Below are 20,681 nucleotides of genomic sequence, written 5' to 3'. Positions count from 1 at the left end.
TTGTTTTCCTTGGCTTTAGTATAAACGGTCCGAGTCTCCCGTATTTCTTCTGGATTGCTAAATGTTGAGGCAGCGCTAAAGGTTTGTTTTTACAGAATAGGGGACAGCAAGCGCGAGATGGATTCCTTGAACTTGATCCACTTTGATCGCTCCAGATACTGCTTCATTGTAAGCTGGCTGGATACCTGCAGATCCTGGTGGAAGATGTGAGTCAACTGTTGTGATAAATGCTCATCGTACAGGAACGCATTCACTTCAAAATTCAGCTTGAAGCTTCGAACATCGATATTCGCCGTGCCGACGGAAGAAATCTTCTCGTCAATGATAATCGTCTTGGCATGAATGAAGCCATTATTGTAGAGATACACGTTAGCCCCGGTTCTCAGCATTTCCCCGATATAGGATAAGGTCGCCCAGTAGACAAAGGGATGATCCGGTTTATCGGGAATCATCAGGTGAACCTTGACGCCGGACAGCGCAGCAATGCGGAGCGCATCCAGAAGGCTGGCATCAGGGATAAAATACGGCGTCTGAATATGAATGGATTTCTTGGCGGACGAAATCATCTTGATATAACCATTCTTGATGTGCTCATACCTGGAATCCGGACCGCTGGTCACAATCTGAATCCCGACATTGCCAGGCGAATCGATCTTGGGGAACAGATTCGATTCATAATAAATATCGTGATGGTGCGAAGCCTGATTCCAATCGAGAATGAAGCGAACCTGCATCGCATAGACCGCTTCACCTTGAATGCGCAGATGGGTGTCCCGCCAATACCCGAACCTGGAGTTGAGACCCAGGTACTCATCCCCTACATTAAAACCGCCGACATACCCGATATCGCCATCAATGATAGCCAGCTTCCGGTGATTCCGGTAATTCAAACGCAAATTAATGAAGCGCAGCTTGGACGGGAAGAAGGCCTCGGCTTCTCCGCCGGCTTCGCGAAATGCTTTGAAGAAGCCCTTGGTTAATTGACGCGAGCCCAGCTCGTCGTACAGAACCCGGACTTTCACGCCTTCTTTTGCTTTTTTGGTCAACAGGGATATCAGCTTCTTGCCCAGCTCGTCGCGACGGATGATGTAGTATTGAATATGTATGTAGACTTTGGCTTCCTCAATATCCTGAAACAACCGTTCAAATTTCTTGCGTCCATCCGTGAAAATTTCAACGTGGTTGTCGTCCGTAAGGATCGCTTGATTCTCGTTGATATGCATATGGATCAAATCGCTGCTATCCGCAGCCGCTTGATTGCTGAACGGGTATTCTCCCTTATTCATTCCTTCCATTTGAGACAGCAATACCTTCTCGATTCCGGTTTTCTGCAGATCATCCCAATGAAAGAGACGGATTCTTCTTAAATTTTGGGCGAACAACAGGTACAGCGCAAAGCCCAGAATCGGGATAAAGGACAGCACCAGCAGCCATGCCCAGGTGGAGCCGGCATCCCGCCGTTCCCTGAACACGACGAACATGGAGAACACGATATTCAGTACGATGATCAGACCAAGAATGATGGATGTAACATGCATGTTTTATAATATCCTCCTACACTATAGCCTTACCCTTGCAATCCTACATATTATACGTGAGGCGTTAGGAGAAGTATATATCTCCAGGATGAAGTGAACGGAATGGTTATAAAAGCGATAGCACCTTAGGATCCGACACTCTGAACAGTGCAGATGGGAGCGATTTGTATATGGATACATGGTCATGATACGATGGTGAAAAAATAGGAGAAGGGGCATGCTTTTTGCTGAAAATGAACAAGTTTTTCAAATTATGTCTTGCCGTGATCCTGGTCCTCATTATTATTTATTTGGGGTCGCTGGTGGATTTTATATTCAGACCGGTACTTTCGTTCTTCTCGATCATCCTTGTGCCGCTGATGCTGTCCGGATTCTTCTATTACCTGCTCAGGCCGCTGGTTGATTATCTCGAAAAGCGCAAGCTAAATCGCTCGCTGGCCATTCTGCTCATATATGTCGTGTTTGCAGGTATCCTTACAGGTTTTATTATTGGAGTATGGCCATCCCTGCGGGATCAGATCGTGGCCCTTGTACAGAATGCCCCCGCTTTGTTTGCAAAGCTTGGCGAGCAGCTGCAGGAATGGGAGAATAACGGCTTCTTCAAGGATATATTCCCGGAGAACTCCAATCCGCTTACACAGCTAACCGATTATTTGAACCAAGGCTTCACGTTCCTCACGAATTATATTATGAACCTGTTTTCGTTTGTTTCGAATTTTGCCATCGTTTTATTTACGTTCCCGATCATGCTGTACTACATGCTGAAGGAAGGCGGGAAGTTCGGGGAGATGATTGTCAGCTTTCTACCTAACCGGTTCAAGGAAGTGGGCGCATCGGTGCTGGATGAAATCAATAACGCGCTCAAAGGGTTTATCGTGGGCCGGGTCCTCATCAATCTGGCGCTGGGCGTCTTGATGTATATCGGGTTCCTGATTATTGGTTTGCCTTATGCGCTGCTGCTGACGGTTGTCGCTGTCATTGCGAATTTCATACCGTTTATTGGAGCTATTCTTTCCTCGATCCCGATTGTGATCATCGGGTTCATCCAATCCCCGGGGACGGCGATCTGGTCGCTTGTTGTCATTCTGGCAGCCCAGCAGATTCAGGATAACCTGATTGGTCCGTATATCTTCGGCAAACAACTGGCAATTCACCCCATTACAATCATTATCCTGGTTCTGGTGGGACAGGATCTGGGCGGAATTATAGGGATTCTGCTGGTGGTACCGATTTACATGATCATTAAGATTATCGTAACCAGAGTGTATCAGCTGTTCTTTAAGGAAAAATGGCAAAAAGCATAAACGCGGGATAGACATGTGGCCGAAGCTGCATACTGGAGCCGCCTAAGAGCGTGGAATCGTTCTTGGCGGCTTTTTGTCTGTCCTGGCTGTGAAGGGCCGCTTGACAATGGTATGAAAAAAATATAATCTTTAATTAAAGATATTAAAATTAAAGATTGTGTATATCATACGAACCGAAAATCATGTAGGGAAACCTCGGTATGGACACGAAACGATGAGGAGTTGATGGATATGGCATTACAAACGGCAGGCATTCATCATATTACCGCTTATGCGCAGGATCCGCAGAAAAATGTTGATTTTTATACGGGTGTGCTTGGACTCAGAATGGTCAAGAAGACGGTCAATTTCGATGCGCCTGAGGTTTACCATTTGTATTTCGGGGATGAGGAGGGGCATCCGGGGACCATTATCACCTTCTTTCCGTCTTCTGCTTCACGAAGAGGGATACGTGGAGGAGGGCAGGTTGGGTATACAACATTTGTTGTCCCTGAAGGTGCTCTGCCTTATTGGGAACAGCGGCTGCGGAGCTTTGGCGTTTCTGTCATGAAAGCATTTCGGTTTAACGAGCATTATCTTCAGTTCTCCGATCGCGATGGACTTTCTCTTGAGCTGGTTGAGCGGGAGGAAGGACCGAATAACGGCTGGTCTGTGGACGGTATTACTCCGGATACGGCGATCAAAGGGTTTGGTGGCGCGGTCCTGTTCAGCAGCAAATGGGAGGAAACGAAGAAGGCGCTGGAGCAGGTCATGGGACTGACCTTCATGGGAGTGGACGTTAATTATGCACGGTTTCAGTCAGCCGGGCCCTTCGGCAGCGTGATTGATTTGCCGATGCGGGATATCCCTTTGGGAGCCGGAGGCGCTGGAACGACCCATCATATTGCATGGCGTGCTCAAGATGATGAGGAGCACGGCAATTGGCTTGAATGGGTGAAACAACATGGCTTTTTGCCAACAGAAATTAAGAATCGCAACTATTTCAGATCGTTATATTTCAGGGAACGAGGGGGGATCTTGTTTGAGATCGCAACCGATCCGCCCGGCTTTACGGTGGATGAAGATCTGGACTCGCTGGGGGAGCAATTGAAACTTCCTGCCTTGTTTGAACCGGAGCGATCCCGTATTGAGGAAGGTCTGGAGCCTATAGAAGTCAAAAATACAGGAGAGGGGCAACTCAAGTGATATCCATAGACCCGAATACTCAAAGCGAACGGGACATCTACAAGCTGCTGATCGGGAGCGTTGTTCCGCGGCCGATCGCTTTTGTTACGACATTATCGGAGGAAGGTGTGCTGAATGCCGCGCCGTTCAGTTATTTCTCCATTCTGACGAGCAATCCCCCCATGCTGTCCGTTTCCGTTCAGCGGAAGAACGGCACGGCGAAGGATACAGCGAGAAATGCCATGCAAAGCGGCGAGCTTGTCATCCACATCGTGGACGAAGACAACGTTGAGGCCGTGAATGAAACGGCGGCGAACCTGCCTCCGGACGAGAGTGAGCTTGACCGAACCAAACTAACCCCTGTCGTAAGCGAGGTTGTTAAGGTTCCCGGCGTTCTGGAATCCAAGATTCGCATGGAATGCGTGCTGGAGCAGGTGGTCACGTTGAATGGCGCGGATCAGCTGCCTGCTGCTGATCTGCTGATTGCCCGCGTAGTCCGCTTTCATGTTTCGGAGGAGCTATACGAGCAAGGCCGGATTGACGCTGCCAAGTTGAAGCCTGTCAGCCGTATGGCGGGAAACATCTATTCTGCACTGGGAGAGATGTTTACGATCGAGCGGCCGGTATAACAACGGACGGGCGGATAAAAAGGTTAGGACGCAGCGAATATCAAGTCGTGAACGTTCATAAGCCGTTATTCGATACTACGTAGGTCTATGAAAGAAACGGGGCTTGTGGAATATCCTGCCTGAAGTATGCAAATTCTACATGAATGTGGGGCTGATATGATGAATTCACAAAATAGGAGTGGTCGACAAATGAAGTTTGAATCCAAGGTTGTCATTGTAACGGGAGGCGCCAGCGGGATCGGCGAAGCAGCGGTAAGGCTTTTTGTGGAAGAGGGAGCCAAGGTTGTTATCGCGGATTATTCGGACCGGGGACAAGCAGTTTCCGATGAATTAAGAGGGGCAGGCTTTGAAACGCTGTTCGTTAAAACGGATGTAACCCAAGAACAGGAAGTTGCAAATATGGTGAAGCAGACGGTTGAGCATTTTGGCCGTGTCGATGTATTGTTCGCCAATGCAGGCATTGCTCATGATGCTCCTGCCGATCAGTTGTCGATGGACAACTGGCAAAGAACGATTGATATTAATCTGACAGGAGTGTTCCTGTGCGATAAATATGTAATCCAGCAAATGTTATCCCAAGGAACCGGAGGGGCGATCGTAAACTGCGGCTCAATCCATAGCCATGTCGGAAAAGCGGGCGTTACCGCCTATGCTTCCGCTAAGGGAGGCGTTAAGCTGTTAACCCAGTCGATGAGCGCAGATTATGCTCCTAAAGGGATCCGGGTCAATGCCGTATGTCCGGGATATATCGATACTCCTCTTATTCAGGGAAGAACGGAAGCGATCACCCAGCACCTGGTCGGCCTTCATCCGATGGGCCGCTTGGGACAGCCGGAAGAAGTAGCCAAAGCCGTGTTGTTCCTCGCCAGTGAAGATGCGTCCTTCATTACAGGCACGAGCTTGCTGGTGGATGGCGGATATACAGCCGTGTAAATAAAGCAAAGCCCCGATATAAAATCGGGGCTTTTTTTTGCAGGTGGAAAACGAAACTTATATAATGCTGACACCAGCGCTGCCGTAACCTGCCACTGCAGTGACAAGTGTTGCGCCAGCTGCGGTTGCCGAGAATACCATTAACAGGCGTGTATTGGCCGGCACCGGAATAGCCAGGCCTTCTACGAAGCCGTTGCTTACCGTACCGAGAGCGAGAACGCCCGTAAGAGGCGGAGCCAGCGTAACAAGAGCGCCTGGTACCGGTGCGAAAATGTTGCTTGTAGCCGGCGCACTGTACAGTTGTGCTGTAATTGTAACCGTAGTTCCCAGCAGGGAAAGCGCCACAGTAGTGCTAAAGGTAGCGGAGATGCCAGTGATGGTACCGGCTCGTGGCGTGTTAAACGCCATGTTAAGCAGAGTTCCAGCGGCTCCAGTGAGGTCAATCGTACCGCCAGCCAGCGTAAACGTATTGGCCGAGTTACCAAATCCTACGAGACCAACGGATCCGACTAATCCGCCTAAAACGGTGGTCAGAGCAAGCGGTATGCCGGATGCGAATGGGATGATGGCTCCTCCGGCGGCTGCTCCTGTAGCCCCTGTTGCCCCAGTAGCTCCAGTAGGTCCCGCAGGTCCGACAGGTCCGACAGGCCCGACAGGTCCAGCAGGTCCGGCAGGTCCAGCAGGTCCTGCAATACCAGTTGTCGGTCCGGCAGGTCCCACAGGCCCGATAGGTCCGACCGGTCCAACCGGTCCGATAGGACCCTGAGGACCTACAGGTCCACGGATAGCTCTTGGGCATCGACGCTTTTTAATGCCACCGCCGTGGCCTTTATGATCACCATGACCATGAGACGGGCAATGCTTTTTCTTCGCATGAATGACTTTTTTCTCTATTTTTTTAAGAGCACACAATTTTCTCTTTCTAGAAGAACGTTCCAAATGAAGCACCTCCTTTAGATTTGTTCTATACTACGCAAATACTCTCGGTACGGCATGGGTTAATAGCGCATAAATGATAGATAAACACCTATAATTTCCAGAATGTACGCTAGCCCCGGAGGCATTCATCTATTGACGAATAGCAAAACTATAGGATGAATTTCGGATTTCCCTACGATATTCATAGGCTCGGTACGCAGCGGTTCAAAAAAAAATTTGCGCCGTATTTACGCCGTAAATGTGTGGGGAAAGCTTTCACAATCCGAATGTAATTCATGGCATAAACGATCCACCACATGAATGAGTAAGGGAGGCATGGCAAATGCCTGCTATATAGCGAAAAATGAGACTGGAATAAAATTACTGCATCGTTGGGGGAGAGGCTTGAATGAGGCATTTTTCATGCTTGTCATAGGCCCTGGAAGAGCGGAACTTCCGCCTCTGAATTTCCAGAAAAAGCGGTTAAAGGGGTTTGACTTTTCCTGAAGTTCCCTTTATCATGGACACACGCTTAGTTTCCGGCATACATTTTCCGGAAAGCGGGGGAACCAGTTTCATCAGGGGCGAGTCACTTGGAATCACGAGTGTAGGGTACCATCTTACCCGAGTCCGTCAGCTAACCTCGTCAGCAGTGGATGGGTCTTGCATACATAATGGATGTTCATAACAAAGGCCCTTAATTCTCTTTAGGGGCCTTTTCTCTATTTTTTGACCCCCTGCTGGCGGAGCTATGTCTAGATCCCCTGTTTGGTGGTCTTTTTGTATTCTGCTAAAGAGGAGGGGCAAGGCCTGCAAATGTTTAACCAAAACCAATTAAATCGGTCAGATGGCATTGGGTTTAAGCGTGGAAGGAGATGGATGAATCATCTTCCCTGAAGGTCCGACCCATGCAAGGTATCTGAATACGCTTAAATCCCAGTTAACATATGGGTTAACATGGATAATTTCAACATGCCATTTTTAAGAATACCAAAGTCATAATGAAAGGTTGTGGGAAGTTTTGAAGAGAGTGGTTGTACTGATGTTGTCATTGATTATGGGGGTGTCGCTTGCGGCTTGCGGCGACAAAGGGAGTACATTGGAGCAAGCCATTGAGCAGGGGTATATCACCGTGGGATTTGCGAATGAGAAGCCTTATGCCTATAAAGAGGCCAACGGGGAGCTGACAGGAGAAGCGGTTGAGATTGCGAGGGTTATTTTGGAGCGGCTTGGCATCAAGGAAATGAGGGGAGAGCTTACGGAATTCGGATCGCTGGTTGCCGGACTGCAGGCCGAGCGGTTTGATCTAATTACCGCAGGCATGTTCATTAATCCGGATCGCTGCTCTGCCGTATTGTTTGCTAATCCGGAGTACAGCATCGGGGAAGCCATTGCGGTGAAGCAAGGGAATCCGCTGGGACTCGGAAGTTATGAGGATATTGCCAATCATGACCAAGCTAAGGTCGCCGTTATGACCGGTGCGGTCGAAATCGGCTATATGGAAAAGTCCGGCATTCCTACGGACCGGATTGTGCAGGTCCCCGATCAAGCCTCGGCCATTAGCGCCCTTCAGGCAGACCGGGTGCATGCAATTACCATGACGGGGCCGTCCCTGCAGGCGATGCTGGATTCGGCCAGCGACGACAGCATCGAACGCGTGGCTGATTTCGAGCAGCCGGTCATCGACGGCGAAAGCGTTCGCGGTTATGGAGCTACGGCTTTCCGCCAAGCGGATACCGAGTTCCAGGAGGCTTATAATGCGGAGCTTCAAAAAATGAAGGAGTCGGGCGAGCTGCTGGAAATTTTGCAGAAGTTCGGGTTCACAGAAGAAGAGCTCCCGGGCGAGATGACGGCCGCTGCCCTTTGCGGGGAATAGCATGCCGAATTCGTGGATTGATTTTCTCCCTACGCTGTTGAAAGGGGCGGAGATCACGATTGTAGTTGCTTTCTTTTCAGCCATTCTTGCGGTCGTGATGTCCTTTGCAGCCGGGTTATGCCGACTGTCGAAGCTGTGGATCATTCGCACGTTGACAGCCGTGTACGTGGAAGTCTTTCGGGGGACCTCCTTGCTGGTGCAGCTGTTCTGGTTGTATTTCGCCCTTCCGTTCATCGGCGTCGAGCTTCCGAAAATGCTGGCTGCGATCCTCGCGATCGGGTTGAACTTCGGCGCATACGGCTCGGAAATCGTTCGCAGCGCCGTGTTGGCCGTTCCGAAAGGACAATGGGAAGCCGCTGTAGCGCTTAATCTGAGGCCTTGGCAAAGACTGTGGAATGTCATATTGCCTCAAGCGTCCCTGCGAATGCTTCCCCCTTTCGGGAATCAGCTTGTGGAGCTCATCAAATCCACCTCACTGGTTTATTTCATCACGATGGCGGATTTAACGTATCAGGCGATGGTGCTCCGCAATAATTACATCTCCTGGACGACCGAGATTCTGGTGCTGCTGCTCCTCATGTATTTTGTCATTGCTACGCTCGTTTCGCTGGCAGTTCGACTGCTGGAGCGTAAATGGACAGCGGGGAGGTTATAGTCATGTGGGATTGGAACTATGTATGGGATATCCTGCCCCAGCTCTTGAGTGCATTAAAAATGACGGTATGGGTGACGATCTGCGCTTTCGCGGTGGCATTGATCATCGGATTGCTGCTTGCTTTTGCAGCGCGGAGTCGGTTTAAGGTGCTGTCACTAATAACCAAAGGAATGATCGAATTCATTCGCAATACACCGCTGCTGGTGCAGGTCTTCTTCCTGTATTACAGCCTGCCGCTTCTTACCGGAATCTCCATTCCGGCCTTCTATGCCGGGGTGATCGGTCTCGGGCTGCATTACAGCACATATCTGTCCGAGGTGTACCGATCCGGAATCGAGGGAGTGCCGAAGGGACAATGGGAGGCTGCCACAGCACTGAATTACACGAAAGCCCAAACCTGGCGAAGTATTATCCTGCCGCAAGCGGTGCCGCCGATCATTCCGGTACTCGGTAATTATTTGATTGTTATGTTTAAAGAGACGCCGATTCTATGCGCCATAACGCTTGTGGAGATGATGCTGACGGCCAAAAATATCGTGTCGCAGTCGTTCCGTGCATTTGAACCGTATACGATGGTCGGGATTCTGTTCCTGATCATCAGTTATATCGCCTCATTGCTTGTGCAAAGGCTGGAAAAACGCATGAATCTACAGCGTGGAAAATAAAAGGAGGGAATCAATTGAATGCCGTTGTGATCGATGAGCAGGCGGAAGCGTCGAAGGTGCCGCAGCAGGAGGGAAATCCCGTTACCGCTACGGGTACAAAGCCGATTGTGAAATATACCGGCGTGACCAAGTCGTTTGGTGATCTACAGGTGCTTAAAGGCATCGATCTGGAGATGCAACCTGGAGAAAAGGTGGCTGTGATCGGTCCGAGCGGATCAGGCAAAACAACGATGGGCCGGATGCTGATGACGCTGGAAGAACCCACCGAGGGAACCATCGAGGTTGATGGTGAGCTGCTCTGGCATATGGAAGAGAAGGGCAAGCTGGTTCGGGCCAATGAAAAGCATTTGCACCGGATGCGCTGCAATGTCGGCATGGTCTTTCAGCATTTCAATCTGTTCCCGCACATGAACGTGCTTCGGAATGTGACGGAGGCCCCGCGCAAAGTGCTGGGTTTATCCAAGGAGGAGGCGGAGGAGCGGGCCGTCTCCATGCTCAGTAAGGTCGGTTTGGCCGACAAATTGAAGATGTACCCGTCCAATCTGTCCGGGGGCCAGAAGCAGCGGGTTGCCATCGCCAGAGCGCTGGTCATGCGGCCAAAGGTTATGGTGTTTGACGAGGTGACCTCGGCGCTTGATCCCGAGCTGGTCGGCGAAGTGCTGGAGGTCATCCGGGAAATCGCGGAGGAAGGCGAAATGGCCATGATGCTGATTACGCATGAGATGGATTTTGCGAAGGAAATCGCGGACCGCGTCATCTTCGGAGCCGAGGGAAGGATCGTTGAGCAGGGCACGCCGGAGGAGATATTCGATAATCCCCAGAGCGAGCGGCTGCAGAGCTTCCTGCAGCGATTCCGTTCAAACGGAAATTAGTTCTGGAAAGAGGTGATTGTATAGAATGGCTGTGGATACCGATATCGAAATTGTTTACCGAAGACCGAAAGCCCGGGATGGTACCCGGGTGTGGGAGCTTATACGCGACACCGGATCGCTTGATCTGAACTCTCCCTATTGCTACATGCTGCTTGGAGATTACTTCCATGATACCTGCATGATTGCCGAGCATGAAGGAGATATCATCGGTTTTATTTCCGCCTTCCGTTCTCCTCGCAATCCGGAGACGCTGTTCGTATGGCAAGTGGCCGTTGCTAATTCGCATCGGAGGCAAGGCGTTGCAAAGGCAATGCTGACAAATCTGATGAATCAGAAGGCATGCCATGGCGTCCGTTACATTGAAGCTACGGTATCGCCGAGTAACATGGCGTCCCGTCGTTTGTTTCTCGGTTATGCCGAGGAGAAATCCATTCCCAGCACCGTAACCGTAGGTTATGGAGCAGAGATGTTCCCCGATGGAACATCCCATGAAGATGAGCCGTTATTCGTGATTGGCCCCTTTTTCAATGACATTTAAACAAATGGAGGGAACTATGGACAACCAAGTCATGGAGAAACCGAAGCTTACTGTGTTTAACAAGCTGGAATCGGAAGTAAGAAGTTATTGCCGGAGCTTTCAGACGGTTTTTGACAAGGCCCGAAATGCGAAGCTGTGGGATACGCAGGGGAATGAATACATTGATTTTTTTGCGGGAGCCGGGGCTTTGAATTACGGACATAACAATGAGAAGATTCGCGAGAAGGTAGTCGACTACATCCTGAAGGATGGCGTCACGCATAGCCTGGATATGGCTACGGGTGCGAAGGAAACGTTTCTGACCCGATTTCAGGAGATCATCCTGAAGCCGCGCGGGTGGGATCACAAAGTGATGTTTCCCGGTCCGACCGGAACGAATGCCGTAGAGGCCGCGCTCAAAATCGCCCGTAAAGTGACAGGGCGCAGCACCGTTCTGTGCTTCACGAATGCCTTTCATGGCATGTCGCTCGGATCGCTGGCGGTAACCGGCAACTCCTTCAAGCGCCAGGGTGCCGGCGTGGATCTAAGTCACTCCGTGTTTATGCCGTATGACGGTTACTTTGGTGACGACGTGGATACGATGGCATATATGGAGAAACTTCTGGATGATCCGGGAAGCGGAATTCCGCTGCCGGCCGCAGTGATCGTCGAGGCGGTGCAGGGGGAAGGCGGATTGAACGCCGCCAGCCGGGAATGGCTGCAGAAGCTTGCGCGCATCTGCAAGGATAAGGGAATGCTGCTGATTTTGGATGATATCCAGATGGGCTGCGGCCGAACCGGTCCGTTCTTTAGTTTTGATGATGCCGGTATTGAACCGGATATCATATGCCTCTCGAAATCGATTGGCGGCTTTGGCTTGCCGATGGCGATTACGCTGATCAAACCGGAGATTGATATTTGGGAGCCGGGGGAGCATAACGGTACCTTCCGGGGCAATAATCTCGGATTCGTTGCCGCAGCCGAAGCGCTGAATTATTGGAAAACGAAAGATTTTCAGCTTGATATCGGCATCAGGGAAAATCGGATTCGCCAATCATTGGAAGGCGTTGTGAAGGATTATCCTCAGCTCGGCGGCGAAATCCGCGGCAGAGGCATGATTCAGGGGGTTGCTTTCGATAAGCCGGAGCTCGCAGGCAGGCTGTCCGAGATGGCCTTCGAGCATGGACTGATTATGGAAACGTCCGGTCCGTATAGCGAAGTGGCAAAGCTAATGCCGCCGCTTACGATTGAAATGAACACATTGGCAGAGGGATTGGGGATATTTGAGAACAGTATGAAACAATTAGCAGCAGAGGAGAGGTTGTCATGATTGTTAAATATTTGGAAGAGATCGTGGATACCAAAGACGATATCGATACCCAGACATGGAACTCGAGAAGGCTTCTGCTTACAAAAGACGGCATGGGCTTCTCGCTCAATGATACCCTCATCAAGGCGGGAACGGAGACGCTGATCTGGTACAAAAACCACGTCGAAGCCGTGTACTGCATCGAAGGCGAGGGGGAAATCGAGATTGTCGGGGGTGAAACGCACCCTATTTCCCCAGGCATGATGTATGCGCTGGACGGTCACGAGAAGCATTATTTGAGAGCTCGTTCGCAGATGCGGATGGTTTGCGTATTCAATCCGCCGCTTACCGGCGCGGAAGTTCATGACGAGGAAGGAACCTACCCGCTGCTTGCCCCAAATTTGGACTAAGGAGATGATATGCGATGAGTAATAATCATGTGTCGGCCCTTCAGGAAAAAGAACTGGACGTTTATCCTTCAAGAGTGCATTCGGAACCCCGGATCCTAAAGAGACAGGATCCTGTCGTTCATTCGGAATGGACACCGGATGCTGCGTTAACGCAGGAGCAATCCGACTTCTATGAGCGCAACGGATATTTATTCCTGGAAGACTTCTTTGGTCGAGAGGAGCTGTCGGTATATCAGGCGGAAGCCCGCAGTTTGCAGGTATCGGCAAGAGAGCTGGATAAGGATGAAGTGATCCGGGAGCCGGGTGGGAACGAAGTTCGATCGGTCTTTGCGGTGCACGAGAGCCATGAAGTGTTCAAGAAGCTGTCCCGGCATCCGAGACTCTTGGCGATCATGGAGTATCTCTTGGGAAGCGAGACGTATATCCATCAATCGCGGATTAATTACAAGCCGGGCTTCACGGGCAAAGAGTTCTATTGGCACTCTGATTTCGAAACATGGCATGTTGAGGATGGCATGCCTCGTATGAGAGCTTTGAGCTGCTCCATTGCTCTGGAGGATAACTACTCTTATAACGGACCGCTTATGGTTGTGCCTGGATCGCATAAGGAATTCGTGGCCTGCATCGGCCAAACGCCGGAGAATCACTTCAAGGATTCCCTGCGCAAACAGGAATACGGCGTTCCGGATCATGACAGCCTGACACGCATGGTGCAGAAAAGCGGTATCGACACACCTGTCGGTAAAGCCGGTTCAATCGTGATTTTTGACTGCAATATTATGCATGGTTCGAACAGCAATATTACGCCGATGCCGCGCAGCAATATCTTTATGGTTTACAACAGCGTGGAGAATAAGGTCAAGCAGCCGTATTCGGGCCAGAAGCCAAGACCAGAGTACATCGCCACCCGCGATTCTTTATGATCTCGCTGTCACTTATCGGCTCCATCATCGGCATCAACGTGGTTTATGTCTCGATCTTTTCGCTGCGTCTGATTCTGATGATCAAAGGCAGGAGAGGGATCGCCTCTCTCCTGGCCATGCTGGAGGTATTCGTTTACTTGCTCGGCCTTAATCTCGTCCTGCAAAATCTGGACAATCCCTTTAATATGGCGGCCTATTGCCTGGGCTTCGGCCTTGGCGTATATGCCGGCAGTCGGATCGAAGAGTATCTGGCACTCGGGTACATCGTGGTACAGGTTATCGTGAATTCCGTTGAGACGAACCTGGCGATGAACCTGCGGGAGAAGGGGTATGGCGTGACTGCCTGGGAAGCGGACGGTAAGGATGGCAAACGGCTCGTGCTTCAAGTTCTCGTGAAACGGAAGAATGAGCGGCGGTTGATGGAGTCACTATCCAAAATGTCGCCGCAGGCGTTCATTATCTCTCATGAACCGAAGAGCTTTAAAGGCGGCTTCTGGGTACGATTGACGGAGGGACGCAAATTGTAGCACGCTTTTAACTAGAAACAGGAAAGCCTGCTTCGGACCCGTTCGGAGCAGGCTTTTTGGCTGCGGCTTTTGCCGGCCTGAACCGGTATGGAATTCGGATCAGGGGATTGCCGATATTGCTGCGAGTTATTTAGGCAAGCACCAACTCCGGTTCACTCTGGTACCAAAAAAAAGCGTAGTCGGTCATCGCGGAGGAGCTTCCGAGCTGGCGCATCATGGCAGCAATATTTCCACGATGGTAGGTGCCGTGGTTCACGACATGAAGCATGATCTCGGAGAGGCGGGTGTCCCGGATCCCGGCATAAGGATTATCCAATCGGATCATCCGTTCCAGGTCAGGATTTTGGCCCAGAAAGGCCGTGAATCGTTCGGATAGTTCGATAAACCGGAGGTTTAGGTCCTCCAGTGAAATGGACTCAAGCTCTTCCCGAAGCTGGAAGGCCTCTGTTAAAGCCTGCTGCATATCCATCCCGGACAAAATGTTGATCCATCCAAGATCCGCCGTGTAAATGTGAATCAACGCCTCGGATACGGTTGGGAAAATGCTCGTTATTTTCTGATTGTGCAATTCCCCCGGCAGCTCCAGCAGACGGTTGAATATCGCTTGGTTGGCCCATACATGGTACTCATACATTTTTACAGGATAATTCATCGTGATCGTCCCCTTTGGCTTCTTCGTTTTTGCTTTCTTGGGAACATTGTAAATAAAAAAGTATGACAGCGGACTGTCATACTTTTGTGTATACCTGCAGCATTTTTTCTAATTTGGATTGCATGAGCGTCCTTAAGCCAGCCGGCTCAATGATCTCGATATCCTCACCAAAGCTTAGCAGGGTCGACCAGAACCACCAGGAATCCGGATCTTGGACCTTGAACGTGAGACGGAGCGAGCCGTCTTCAAAAAATTCCCGCTGTACATCATAGAATTGATCCATCGCTCTGGCCAAGGCCCGGGGGGATACGTGAAGGATGACTTCCATCGCATCGGATGAAGGCTCCCAGGGATGCTGCTCCCCTCGGTCGTGCGGATTTTGCTCTTGAAGATGAGGACCGTGCGTGTGCTCCTCCGAATGCTGGTGCAAAAAGGGCTCGGCGGAGGGAGACAGCTCTGATATTCTCGAAATTCGAAATTCGCGGTAATCGGCCCTTGTTCTGCAGAAACCGTACAAATACCAGGAGCCGAATTTATACATGAGTCGCAGGGGCTCGACTTTACGGTGAATGCGTTCATTCTTGGCGCTTATGTATTGAAAGGAGATCACATGCTTGTCGGTAATGGCGCGGCGAAGAAGTCGGAGGCTTTCGTTGTAAGAGCGCCAGCTCCCGATATCCATGGACAATCCCTGCGATGCCGAATTGGCGGAACGATCAATGGTCTGCAAACGCTGAATGGTATCCATGGCCCGTTCATCCTCAAACACCGTGGACATGCTGTGCAGGATGGTGATCAAGGCGCTGACATCGTAGGAGCCAAGCAAGCTTTTGTCCATCTTGTATTGCTCCATAATGCCATAACCGCCGTTCACTCCCTGATACGATACAACGGGAATGCCGGCTGCGCAGATTGCATCAATGTCGCGGTATATGGTTCGCTGGGACACGTTATATTTCTCTGCCAGGGCAGACGCGGACAGGATCTCGTTGTTCAGCAGCATGTAAATCATGGATATGAGCCGCTCTAGTTTCATATCGCTTCAACCCCTCTTATCTTAATTGGCCTAATCTCCAATGATTCCGTATTATATCATAGGTTTTCTGAAGAAGGAGAGGAAATCCCAGACTGCCTTTTGTTCCATTCCCATCCATTTTGCCGTACAATATAAGGGAATTCTATAATACAAGGAGTGTGAGCCTTATGGCCCGTACCAAAACGCAAAAAGCGCTCCGCAAAGCGGAACGTGCCGGAACATGGTCAGCCGTCTCAATGAGAAAGACCAACGAAGATTACAGTGCGCTGTCACAGCATGTGAGAGTAAAGCCGACGAAACAGGAACAATTGAATAAGATCAAACACAGAAAGCGGATCGGAGACGATGGCGCTTTTTTTGTTGGTTTCGGAGGATGTGATATAGTACGCTAGAGAGGTTAGTTCAGGATGGAGGTTTAGGATGGCGAAGCAAAAATATTATGTAGTCTGGGTAGGTAAAGTGCCCGGAATTTATACAAGCTGGGGCGACTGCCAGCAGCAGGTCAATCAGTTTACAGGTGCGAAGTTCAAGGCGTTTGAATCCCGGAGCGAAGCGGAACAGGCCTATGCGGCCGGTTATAAAAATTACTGGGGGCAGCAGTCCGGAGGTAAATCGGGCAGCTCAGGCTCCAAAAACTACAAGCGAAACAGCGCAACTGCTGCCGAAGAACCGGGTGAGATCGATTATGACAGCATTTCCGTAGATGTGGGGACGCGAGGAAACCCGGGACCCGTCGAGTACAAAGGCGTGGATACGCAGACGGGAGATATTCTGTTCTCGTGCGGACCGATTTCGAAGGGAACGAACAATCTCGGCGAGTTTCTGGCCATCGTCCACGCACTGGCTTATTTGAAGAAAATCGGCAGCACCAAGACGGTGTACAGCGATTCCATGAATGCGCTCAAATGGCTGAAGCAGAAGAAGGTGGTCTCCACGCTTCCGCGCGATGAGTCAACCCAAGAGATCTGGGATCTGGTGGACCGGGCCGAGCACTGGCTTCGAACCAATACATATGAGAACAAGGTGCTGAAATGGCAAACGAAGAGCTGGGGAGAGATTAAGGCCGATTACGGGCGCAAGTAACGAGGGAGAGCAGAAGGGAGCCGTTCGAAGCTATATAAAGGGTGGTTTTAGATATCGACGTCTTTATGAGCGGACGGGCACCTTACTATTAAAAAGCGAAGACAGGGAGGAGGCTTCCCTGTTCTCGCTTTTTTTTATATGCCATGATTCCGGGTTCATGCGGAAAAATCCAAATCAACGCATGTGGATAATTAACACAAAAGACTTACCTCACATCGGAAGAACTGTGCATAACATCTTGAATAAGTTCGTTATACACAGAGTTATGAACATTATCCCCGTTCGTTCCACACAAACTGAACTTCCGATTTTTTATTTCAAGGAAGTTATCCAGCGTTTGTGAACAAATGTGGAGAAGTGCAAGGATAACTCCCTATTAACTTGGAGGGGTGGCGGGTTATCCCCAACGCCGAAGGTCAACCGTTAAACGCTTCCTTGTTCTATCCACGACGATACGACGACCATAACGCAGGGAGCAGCAACGGGTAAGCCAAGCTTATTCCTTCTCGCGGACCTGCTTATAGTATTGATTCGGGGACATGCCGACGTATTTTTTGAAGATCTTGCTGAAATAGAATGGATCCTCCAGGCCGGTCAGATACCCGATCTCACCGAAGCTAAGGTGCGTGGCCTCGATTAATTCCTTTGCATGATTGATTCGTACCTGATTCACATATCGCATGATCGTATGACCGGTAAGCTTGGCGAATACCCGATTGATGTAATCATAATTGCATTCGAAGCGCTGTTCGATATCCGAGCTGATGATTTTCTCGGCGTAATGTTCATGAATGTAGTCGAGCAGTGCATGCACCTTCATATAGGACTTGGTATGCGGGCTGTTCTTCTCCAGCTCATCGAACAGGCTCTCCCGGGACAGCTCGATCAGCATTTCCATGAATTTGAGCGCGGTCAAACTGCGGTTAAAGTGCTTCCGCCTATATAGCTGCAGCATTTCGCCGAGGGCATGGTACATATGATGAAGGCTTTTTTTCTGGATTAGCGTGCAGGTCTTGGGGAAATATAGCTGCCTGCTGTCGTTCTTGCCTGCCGTCTCGTTCTCGCCCATGATCCACTGCTTGGCCAGCAAGGGTAAGGGACGCTCGGGCGCTTGACGAATATCGGGGTGTTCAAAATGAATATAGTAGTAGTCGCAGGAATGCTTCTGGGTTCCCTCGTGGTCCAAATGCGGTTCAAGGACCAGTAAGTCGCCTTTTTTGAGCACATGGGAAACGCCGTTCTCCCGCATATGAAGCTCGCCGCTCTTCACGAAATACAGAATATACTCGTGTGTGTTCCGCTTAAAATGAATCCAGGGGTTCTTGTAGGAGACAAATCCCATCAGTTTGATTCTCGGCACATAGTCAGCGTTCATCGATAGCACGCATTCCACCCTCTCTCCCAAAAAAACGCGAAGTCGTTTTTGTACAAAAAGAGTAACTTTCACACATTCCCGTTCATTGTAACACAGCCTATACTTAGGATGAATGTATAAGAGGTCGCTGGATTTCAATATTAAAGGAGGCCACTACCCTTGGCTAATATCAATGTAACGGTATGGAATGAATACCGGCACGAGAGACATAATGAACAGATCGCTAAGATTTACCCTGAAGGCATCCACCGTACGATTGCCGATTTTCTGGGAAAGGATGCACAGTTCGTCGTACGCACCGCCGTATTGGATGATCCGGAACACGGCTTGACGGATGAGGTGCTCGCTTCAACGGATGTTCTGATCTGGTGGGGGCATGTGGCTCACGGTGAAGTACGGGATGATATCGTGGAAAAAGTGCGTCAGCGCGTATTGGACGGCATGGGAATCATCGTCCTGCATTCCGGTCACGGCTCGAAGATTTTTCAGCGCCTCCTCGGCACGAACACAGGCGCCCTGAAATGGCGCGATGACGGCGAGAAGGAACGGTTGTGGGTCATCGATCCCAGCCATCCGATCGTAAGCGGACTTGGAGAATATATCGAGGTTCCGCAGGAGGAAATGTACGGTGAGCGCTTTGAAATCCCGGCACCGGATGAACTGGTGTTTGTCTCCTGGTTCGAAGGCGGCGAGGTGTTCCGCAGCGGCTGCTGCTACAAGCGCGGACGCGGCAAGCTGTTCTATTTCAGACCGGGTCATGAAGCATTCCCTACTTACCATCAACCTGAAATTCAACAGGTAATTGCCAACGCCGTGGCCTGGGCGGCGCCGATCCAAGGCGCGAAGACCTCCTATGGCCGGGTATCTCCACTCGAATACGTTCAGCCGGTATAGGCTGATCCTTTGCAAGCGTCCATATCAATGGTGTATCCCTGAAACGTCAGGAATACAATCGTTGATCGGGCGCTTGTTTGTTCATAACGACGTCCGCTATCGAAATCATCAGCATAACGATGTATAATGAACCCAATTCGATTACGACATAATAAAAGTGGGTTGGATCATGGATCAGGATAAACAGCGCCTTAGCATTGAGGCGGCAAGATTGTATTATATGTCGGATTACAGCCAGCAGGATATCGCGACAAGGCTCGGTGTTTCACGTCCTACGGTCTCCAGGCTTCTTCAGCACGCCAAGGAGCAGGGCTACGTGCAGATCAGCATCGTGGACCCTCTCGAGGACCTGGACGCTTTGGGCGAAGGAGTGAAGAAGAAGTACGGCCTGGAACAGGTGCTGGTGAGTTATTCTCCCATTAATGAATACCGTGAAATCCAGAAGCATATCAGCAAAAGGGCAGCCGATTACCTGCATGAAACGGTCCAGGATGCCGACATCATCGGCGTGACCTGGGGAACGACCATGCATGCCGTTGCGCTTCAGCTGCAGCAGAAGCCCGTTCGGGGCGTCGAGGTCGTGCAGTTGAAGGGCGGCGTCAGTCATTCGCATGTGAACACGTATGCCGCAGAGATCGTCAATCTGTTTGCCGAGGCGTACCACACGATGGCGAGATATTTGCCGCTGCCCGTCATCTTTGACACCACCGAGCTGAAAGAGATGGTGGAGAGGGACCGGCATATCCAGCGGATTATCCAATTAGGCAAACAAGCGAACATCGCCATGTTCACGGTGGGTACCGTTCATGAGGATGCGCTCCTGTTCAGACTTGGCTATCTTAGCAAGGAGGAACAGAAGCTGCTGCAGCGGATCGGCGCGGGCGATATTTGCTCCCGGTTTTTTGATGCGGAGGGCACGGTGTGCAGCGAGGATATTAACAACCGTACAGTGGGCATCGATTTGGAAGATTTGCGCCACAAGGAGCAATCCATTCTCGTGGCAGGCGGGCAGCGTAAGGTAGATGCCATTCGAGCCGCGCTAATCGGCAAATATGCAAACATCCTGGTGACGGACCAGTTTACGGCGCAAGCTTTGTTATCATAAAAAGTTTGACATATTGTCAAAATTTACAGCACCTCGTTCAGGGAGATTCGAACCGGTTACGGCTTCAAACTTACCTGGACGGGGTGTTTTTTGTGCGCAGATAATTGATGACCCTTGCTTAATAGGAGGCCGATTCTTTGTTTCTGTTTACCCTGATCGGGTATAGAGCATAGTAAACGGAGGGAATTGTTAGATTATTCCTGAATGAGGGCTTGTCGTTTTAGTTAACAATGATAAATATCATTGCCATAAATCGGAATGAACATATTTTCAATATGTGTTTTACATATGTTCAA

At 50.3% G+C, this 20,681-nt stretch carries 22 protein-coding genes and 1 riboswitch; of the genes, 17 read left to right on the top strand and 5 right to left on the bottom strand.

Going from position 1 to position 20,681, the window contains the following annotated elements; genetic code table 11:
* Nucleotides 1-89 precede the first annotated feature (89 nt).
* Nucleotides 90-1,538, bottom strand: coding sequence for a cardiolipin synthase (gene cls, locus BJP58_RS16175; protein WP_194544670.1), 1,449 nt, complete (start codon nt 1,536-1,538; stop codon nt 90-92).
* 224 nt (nt 1,539-1,762) lie between these two features.
* On the opposite strand from cls, the gene BJP58_RS16170 reads away from it, so the two are divergent.
* The 4 genes from BJP58_RS16170 (at nt 1,763) to BJP58_RS16155 (ending at nt 5,568) form a co-directional block, all read left to right on the top strand.
* The gene (locus BJP58_RS16170) at nt 1,763-2,842 is read left to right on the top strand and encodes an AI-2E family transporter (RefSeq protein ID WP_194544669.1); all 1,080 of its coding nucleotides are present in this window, start codon (nt 1,763-1,765) and stop codon (nt 2,840-2,842) included.
* A gap of 231 nt (nt 2,843-3,073) precedes the next feature.
* The gene (locus BJP58_RS16165; protein WP_194544668.1) at nt 3,074-4,027 is read left to right on the top strand and encodes a ring-cleaving dioxygenase; all 954 of its coding nucleotides are present in this window, start codon (nt 3,074-3,076) and stop codon (nt 4,025-4,027) included.
* On the top strand, nt 4,024-4,635 hold the full coding sequence (locus BJP58_RS16160) for a flavin reductase family protein (protein WP_194544667.1): 612 nt from the start codon (nt 4,024-4,026) through the stop codon (nt 4,633-4,635). The genes BJP58_RS16165 and BJP58_RS16160 overlap by 4 nt, the downstream gene beginning before the upstream one ends.
* Before the next feature lie 189 nt (nt 4,636-4,824).
* The gene (locus BJP58_RS16155; protein WP_127593874.1) at nt 4,825-5,568 is read left to right on the top strand and encodes an SDR family NAD(P)-dependent oxidoreductase; all 744 of its coding nucleotides are present in this window, start codon (nt 4,825-4,827) and stop codon (nt 5,566-5,568) included.
* Between the two features lie 57 nt (nt 5,569-5,625).
* Here the strand turns inward: BJP58_RS16155 and BJP58_RS33640 are convergent, their stop codons facing one another.
* The gene (locus tag BJP58_RS33640) at nt 5,626-6,288 is read right to left on the bottom strand and encodes an exosporium glycoprotein BclB-related protein (protein WP_269468917.1); all 663 of its coding nucleotides are present in this window, start codon (nt 6,286-6,288) and stop codon (nt 5,626-5,628) included.
* A gap of 717 nt (nt 6,289-7,005) precedes the next feature.
* Nucleotides 7,006-7,151, top strand: a riboswitch (cyclic di-AMP (ydaO/yuaA leader).
* Nucleotides 7,152-7,528: 377 nt separating this feature from the next.
* On the opposite strand from BJP58_RS33640, the gene ehuB reads away from it, so the two are divergent.
* Genes ehuB through BJP58_RS16105 form a run of 9 tightly spaced genes read left to right on the top strand, consistent with a single transcriptional unit; the run spans nt 7,529 to nt 14,240 of the window.
* On the top strand, nt 7,529-8,362 hold the full coding sequence (gene ehuB, locus BJP58_RS16145) for an ectoine/hydroxyectoine ABC transporter substrate-binding protein EhuB (RefSeq protein WP_194544665.1): 834 nt from the start codon (nt 7,529-7,531) through the stop codon (nt 8,360-8,362).
* 1 nt (nt 8,363) lies between these two features.
* Complete coding sequence (gene ehuC / locus BJP58_RS16140; protein WP_194544664.1) at nt 8,364-9,017, top strand: ectoine/hydroxyectoine ABC transporter permease subunit EhuC; 654 nt, start codon at nt 8,364-8,366, stop codon at nt 9,015-9,017.
* Nucleotides 9,018-9,019: 2 nt separating this feature from the next.
* On the top strand, nt 9,020-9,682 hold the full coding sequence (gene ehuD, locus BJP58_RS16135; protein ID WP_194544663.1) for an ectoine/hydroxyectoine ABC transporter permease subunit EhuD: 663 nt from the start codon (nt 9,020-9,022) through the stop codon (nt 9,680-9,682).
* A gap of 14 nt (nt 9,683-9,696) precedes the next feature.
* Nucleotides 9,697-10,554, top strand: a complete 858-nt coding sequence (ehuA, locus tag BJP58_RS16130) for an ectoine/hydroxyectoine ABC transporter ATP-binding protein EhuA (RefSeq protein WP_269468916.1) — start codon at nt 9,697-9,699, stop codon at nt 10,552-10,554.
* 25 nt (nt 10,555-10,579) lie between these two features.
* Nucleotides 10,580-11,092 carry a diaminobutyrate acetyltransferase gene (ectA, locus tag BJP58_RS16125; protein ID WP_194544662.1) on the top strand — a complete coding sequence of 171 codons (513 nt, stop codon included), beginning with the start codon at nt 10,580-10,582 and terminating at the stop codon, nt 11,090-11,092.
* Nucleotides 11,093-11,108: 16 nt separating this feature from the next.
* Nucleotides 11,109-12,401 (top strand): diaminobutyrate--2-oxoglutarate transaminase, encoded by a 1,293-nt coding sequence (gene ectB, locus BJP58_RS16120; protein ID WP_194544661.1) that lies wholly within the window; start codon nt 11,109-11,111, stop codon nt 12,399-12,401.
* Nucleotides 12,398-12,790 carry an ectoine synthase gene (locus BJP58_RS16115; RefSeq protein ID WP_194544660.1) on the top strand — a complete coding sequence of 131 codons (393 nt, stop codon included), beginning with the start codon at nt 12,398-12,400 and terminating at the stop codon, nt 12,788-12,790. Before ectB ends, BJP58_RS16115 begins: the two co-directional genes overlap by 4 nt.
* A gap of 14 nt (nt 12,791-12,804) precedes the next feature.
* The gene (thpD, locus tag BJP58_RS16110; RefSeq protein WP_194544659.1) at nt 12,805-13,713 is read left to right on the top strand and encodes an ectoine hydroxylase; all 909 of its coding nucleotides are present in this window, start codon (nt 12,805-12,807) and stop codon (nt 13,711-13,713) included.
* Entirely contained in the window at nt 13,710-14,240 is a 531-nt protein-coding gene (locus tag BJP58_RS16105; RefSeq protein WP_015737571.1) for a DUF2179 domain-containing protein, read from the top strand. The genes thpD and BJP58_RS16105 overlap by 4 nt, the downstream gene beginning before the upstream one ends.
* A 130-nt stretch (nt 14,241-14,370) precedes the next feature.
* Here the strand turns inward: BJP58_RS16105 and BJP58_RS16100 are convergent, their stop codons facing one another.
* On the bottom strand, nt 14,371-14,892 hold the full coding sequence (locus BJP58_RS16100; RefSeq protein WP_194544658.1) for a DinB family protein: 522 nt from the start codon (nt 14,890-14,892) through the stop codon (nt 14,371-14,373).
* Between the two features lie 76 nt (nt 14,893-14,968).
* Nucleotides 14,969-15,928 (bottom strand): helix-turn-helix transcriptional regulator, encoded by a 960-nt coding sequence (locus tag BJP58_RS16095; protein ID WP_194544657.1) that lies wholly within the window; start codon nt 15,926-15,928, stop codon nt 14,969-14,971.
* 167 nt (nt 15,929-16,095) lie between these two features.
* Here BJP58_RS16095 and BJP58_RS16090 point away from each other — a divergent pair, with 167 nt between their 5' ends.
* Nucleotides 16,096-16,320 carry a hypothetical protein gene (locus BJP58_RS16090; protein WP_054404324.1) on the top strand — a complete coding sequence of 75 codons (225 nt, stop codon included), beginning with the start codon at nt 16,096-16,098 and terminating at the stop codon, nt 16,318-16,320.
* Nucleotides 16,321-16,348: 28 nt separating this feature from the next.
* A complete protein-coding gene (gene rnhA / locus BJP58_RS16085; protein WP_194544656.1) occupies nt 16,349-17,011 on the top strand; it encodes a ribonuclease H in 663 nt (220 codons plus the stop codon).
* A gap of 496 nt (nt 17,012-17,507) precedes the next feature.
* On the opposite strand, the gene BJP58_RS16080 is transcribed toward rnhA, so the two are convergent.
* The gene (locus tag BJP58_RS16080; protein WP_194544655.1) at nt 17,508-18,386 is read right to left on the bottom strand and encodes an AraC family transcriptional regulator; all 879 of its coding nucleotides are present in this window, start codon (nt 18,384-18,386) and stop codon (nt 17,508-17,510) included.
* A gap of 159 nt (nt 18,387-18,545) precedes the next feature.
* On the opposite strand from BJP58_RS16080, the gene BJP58_RS16075 reads away from it, so the two are divergent.
* Nucleotides 18,546-19,280, top strand: a complete 735-nt coding sequence (locus tag BJP58_RS16075) for a ThuA domain-containing protein (RefSeq protein ID WP_071219709.1) — start codon at nt 18,546-18,548, stop codon at nt 19,278-19,280.
* A gap of 169 nt (nt 19,281-19,449) precedes the next feature.
* A complete protein-coding gene (locus BJP58_RS16070) occupies nt 19,450-20,385 on the top strand; it encodes a DNA-binding transcriptional repressor DeoR (protein WP_113059480.1) in 936 nt (311 codons plus the stop codon).
* Nucleotides 20,386-20,681 lie beyond the last annotated feature (296 nt).

This window comes from Paenibacillus sp. JZ16 (assembly GCF_015326965.1).
Taxonomy (GTDB): Bacteria; Bacillota; Bacilli; order Paenibacillales; family Paenibacillaceae; genus Paenibacillus_AQ.
This window is presented reverse-complemented; position numbering and strand designations above follow the sequence as displayed.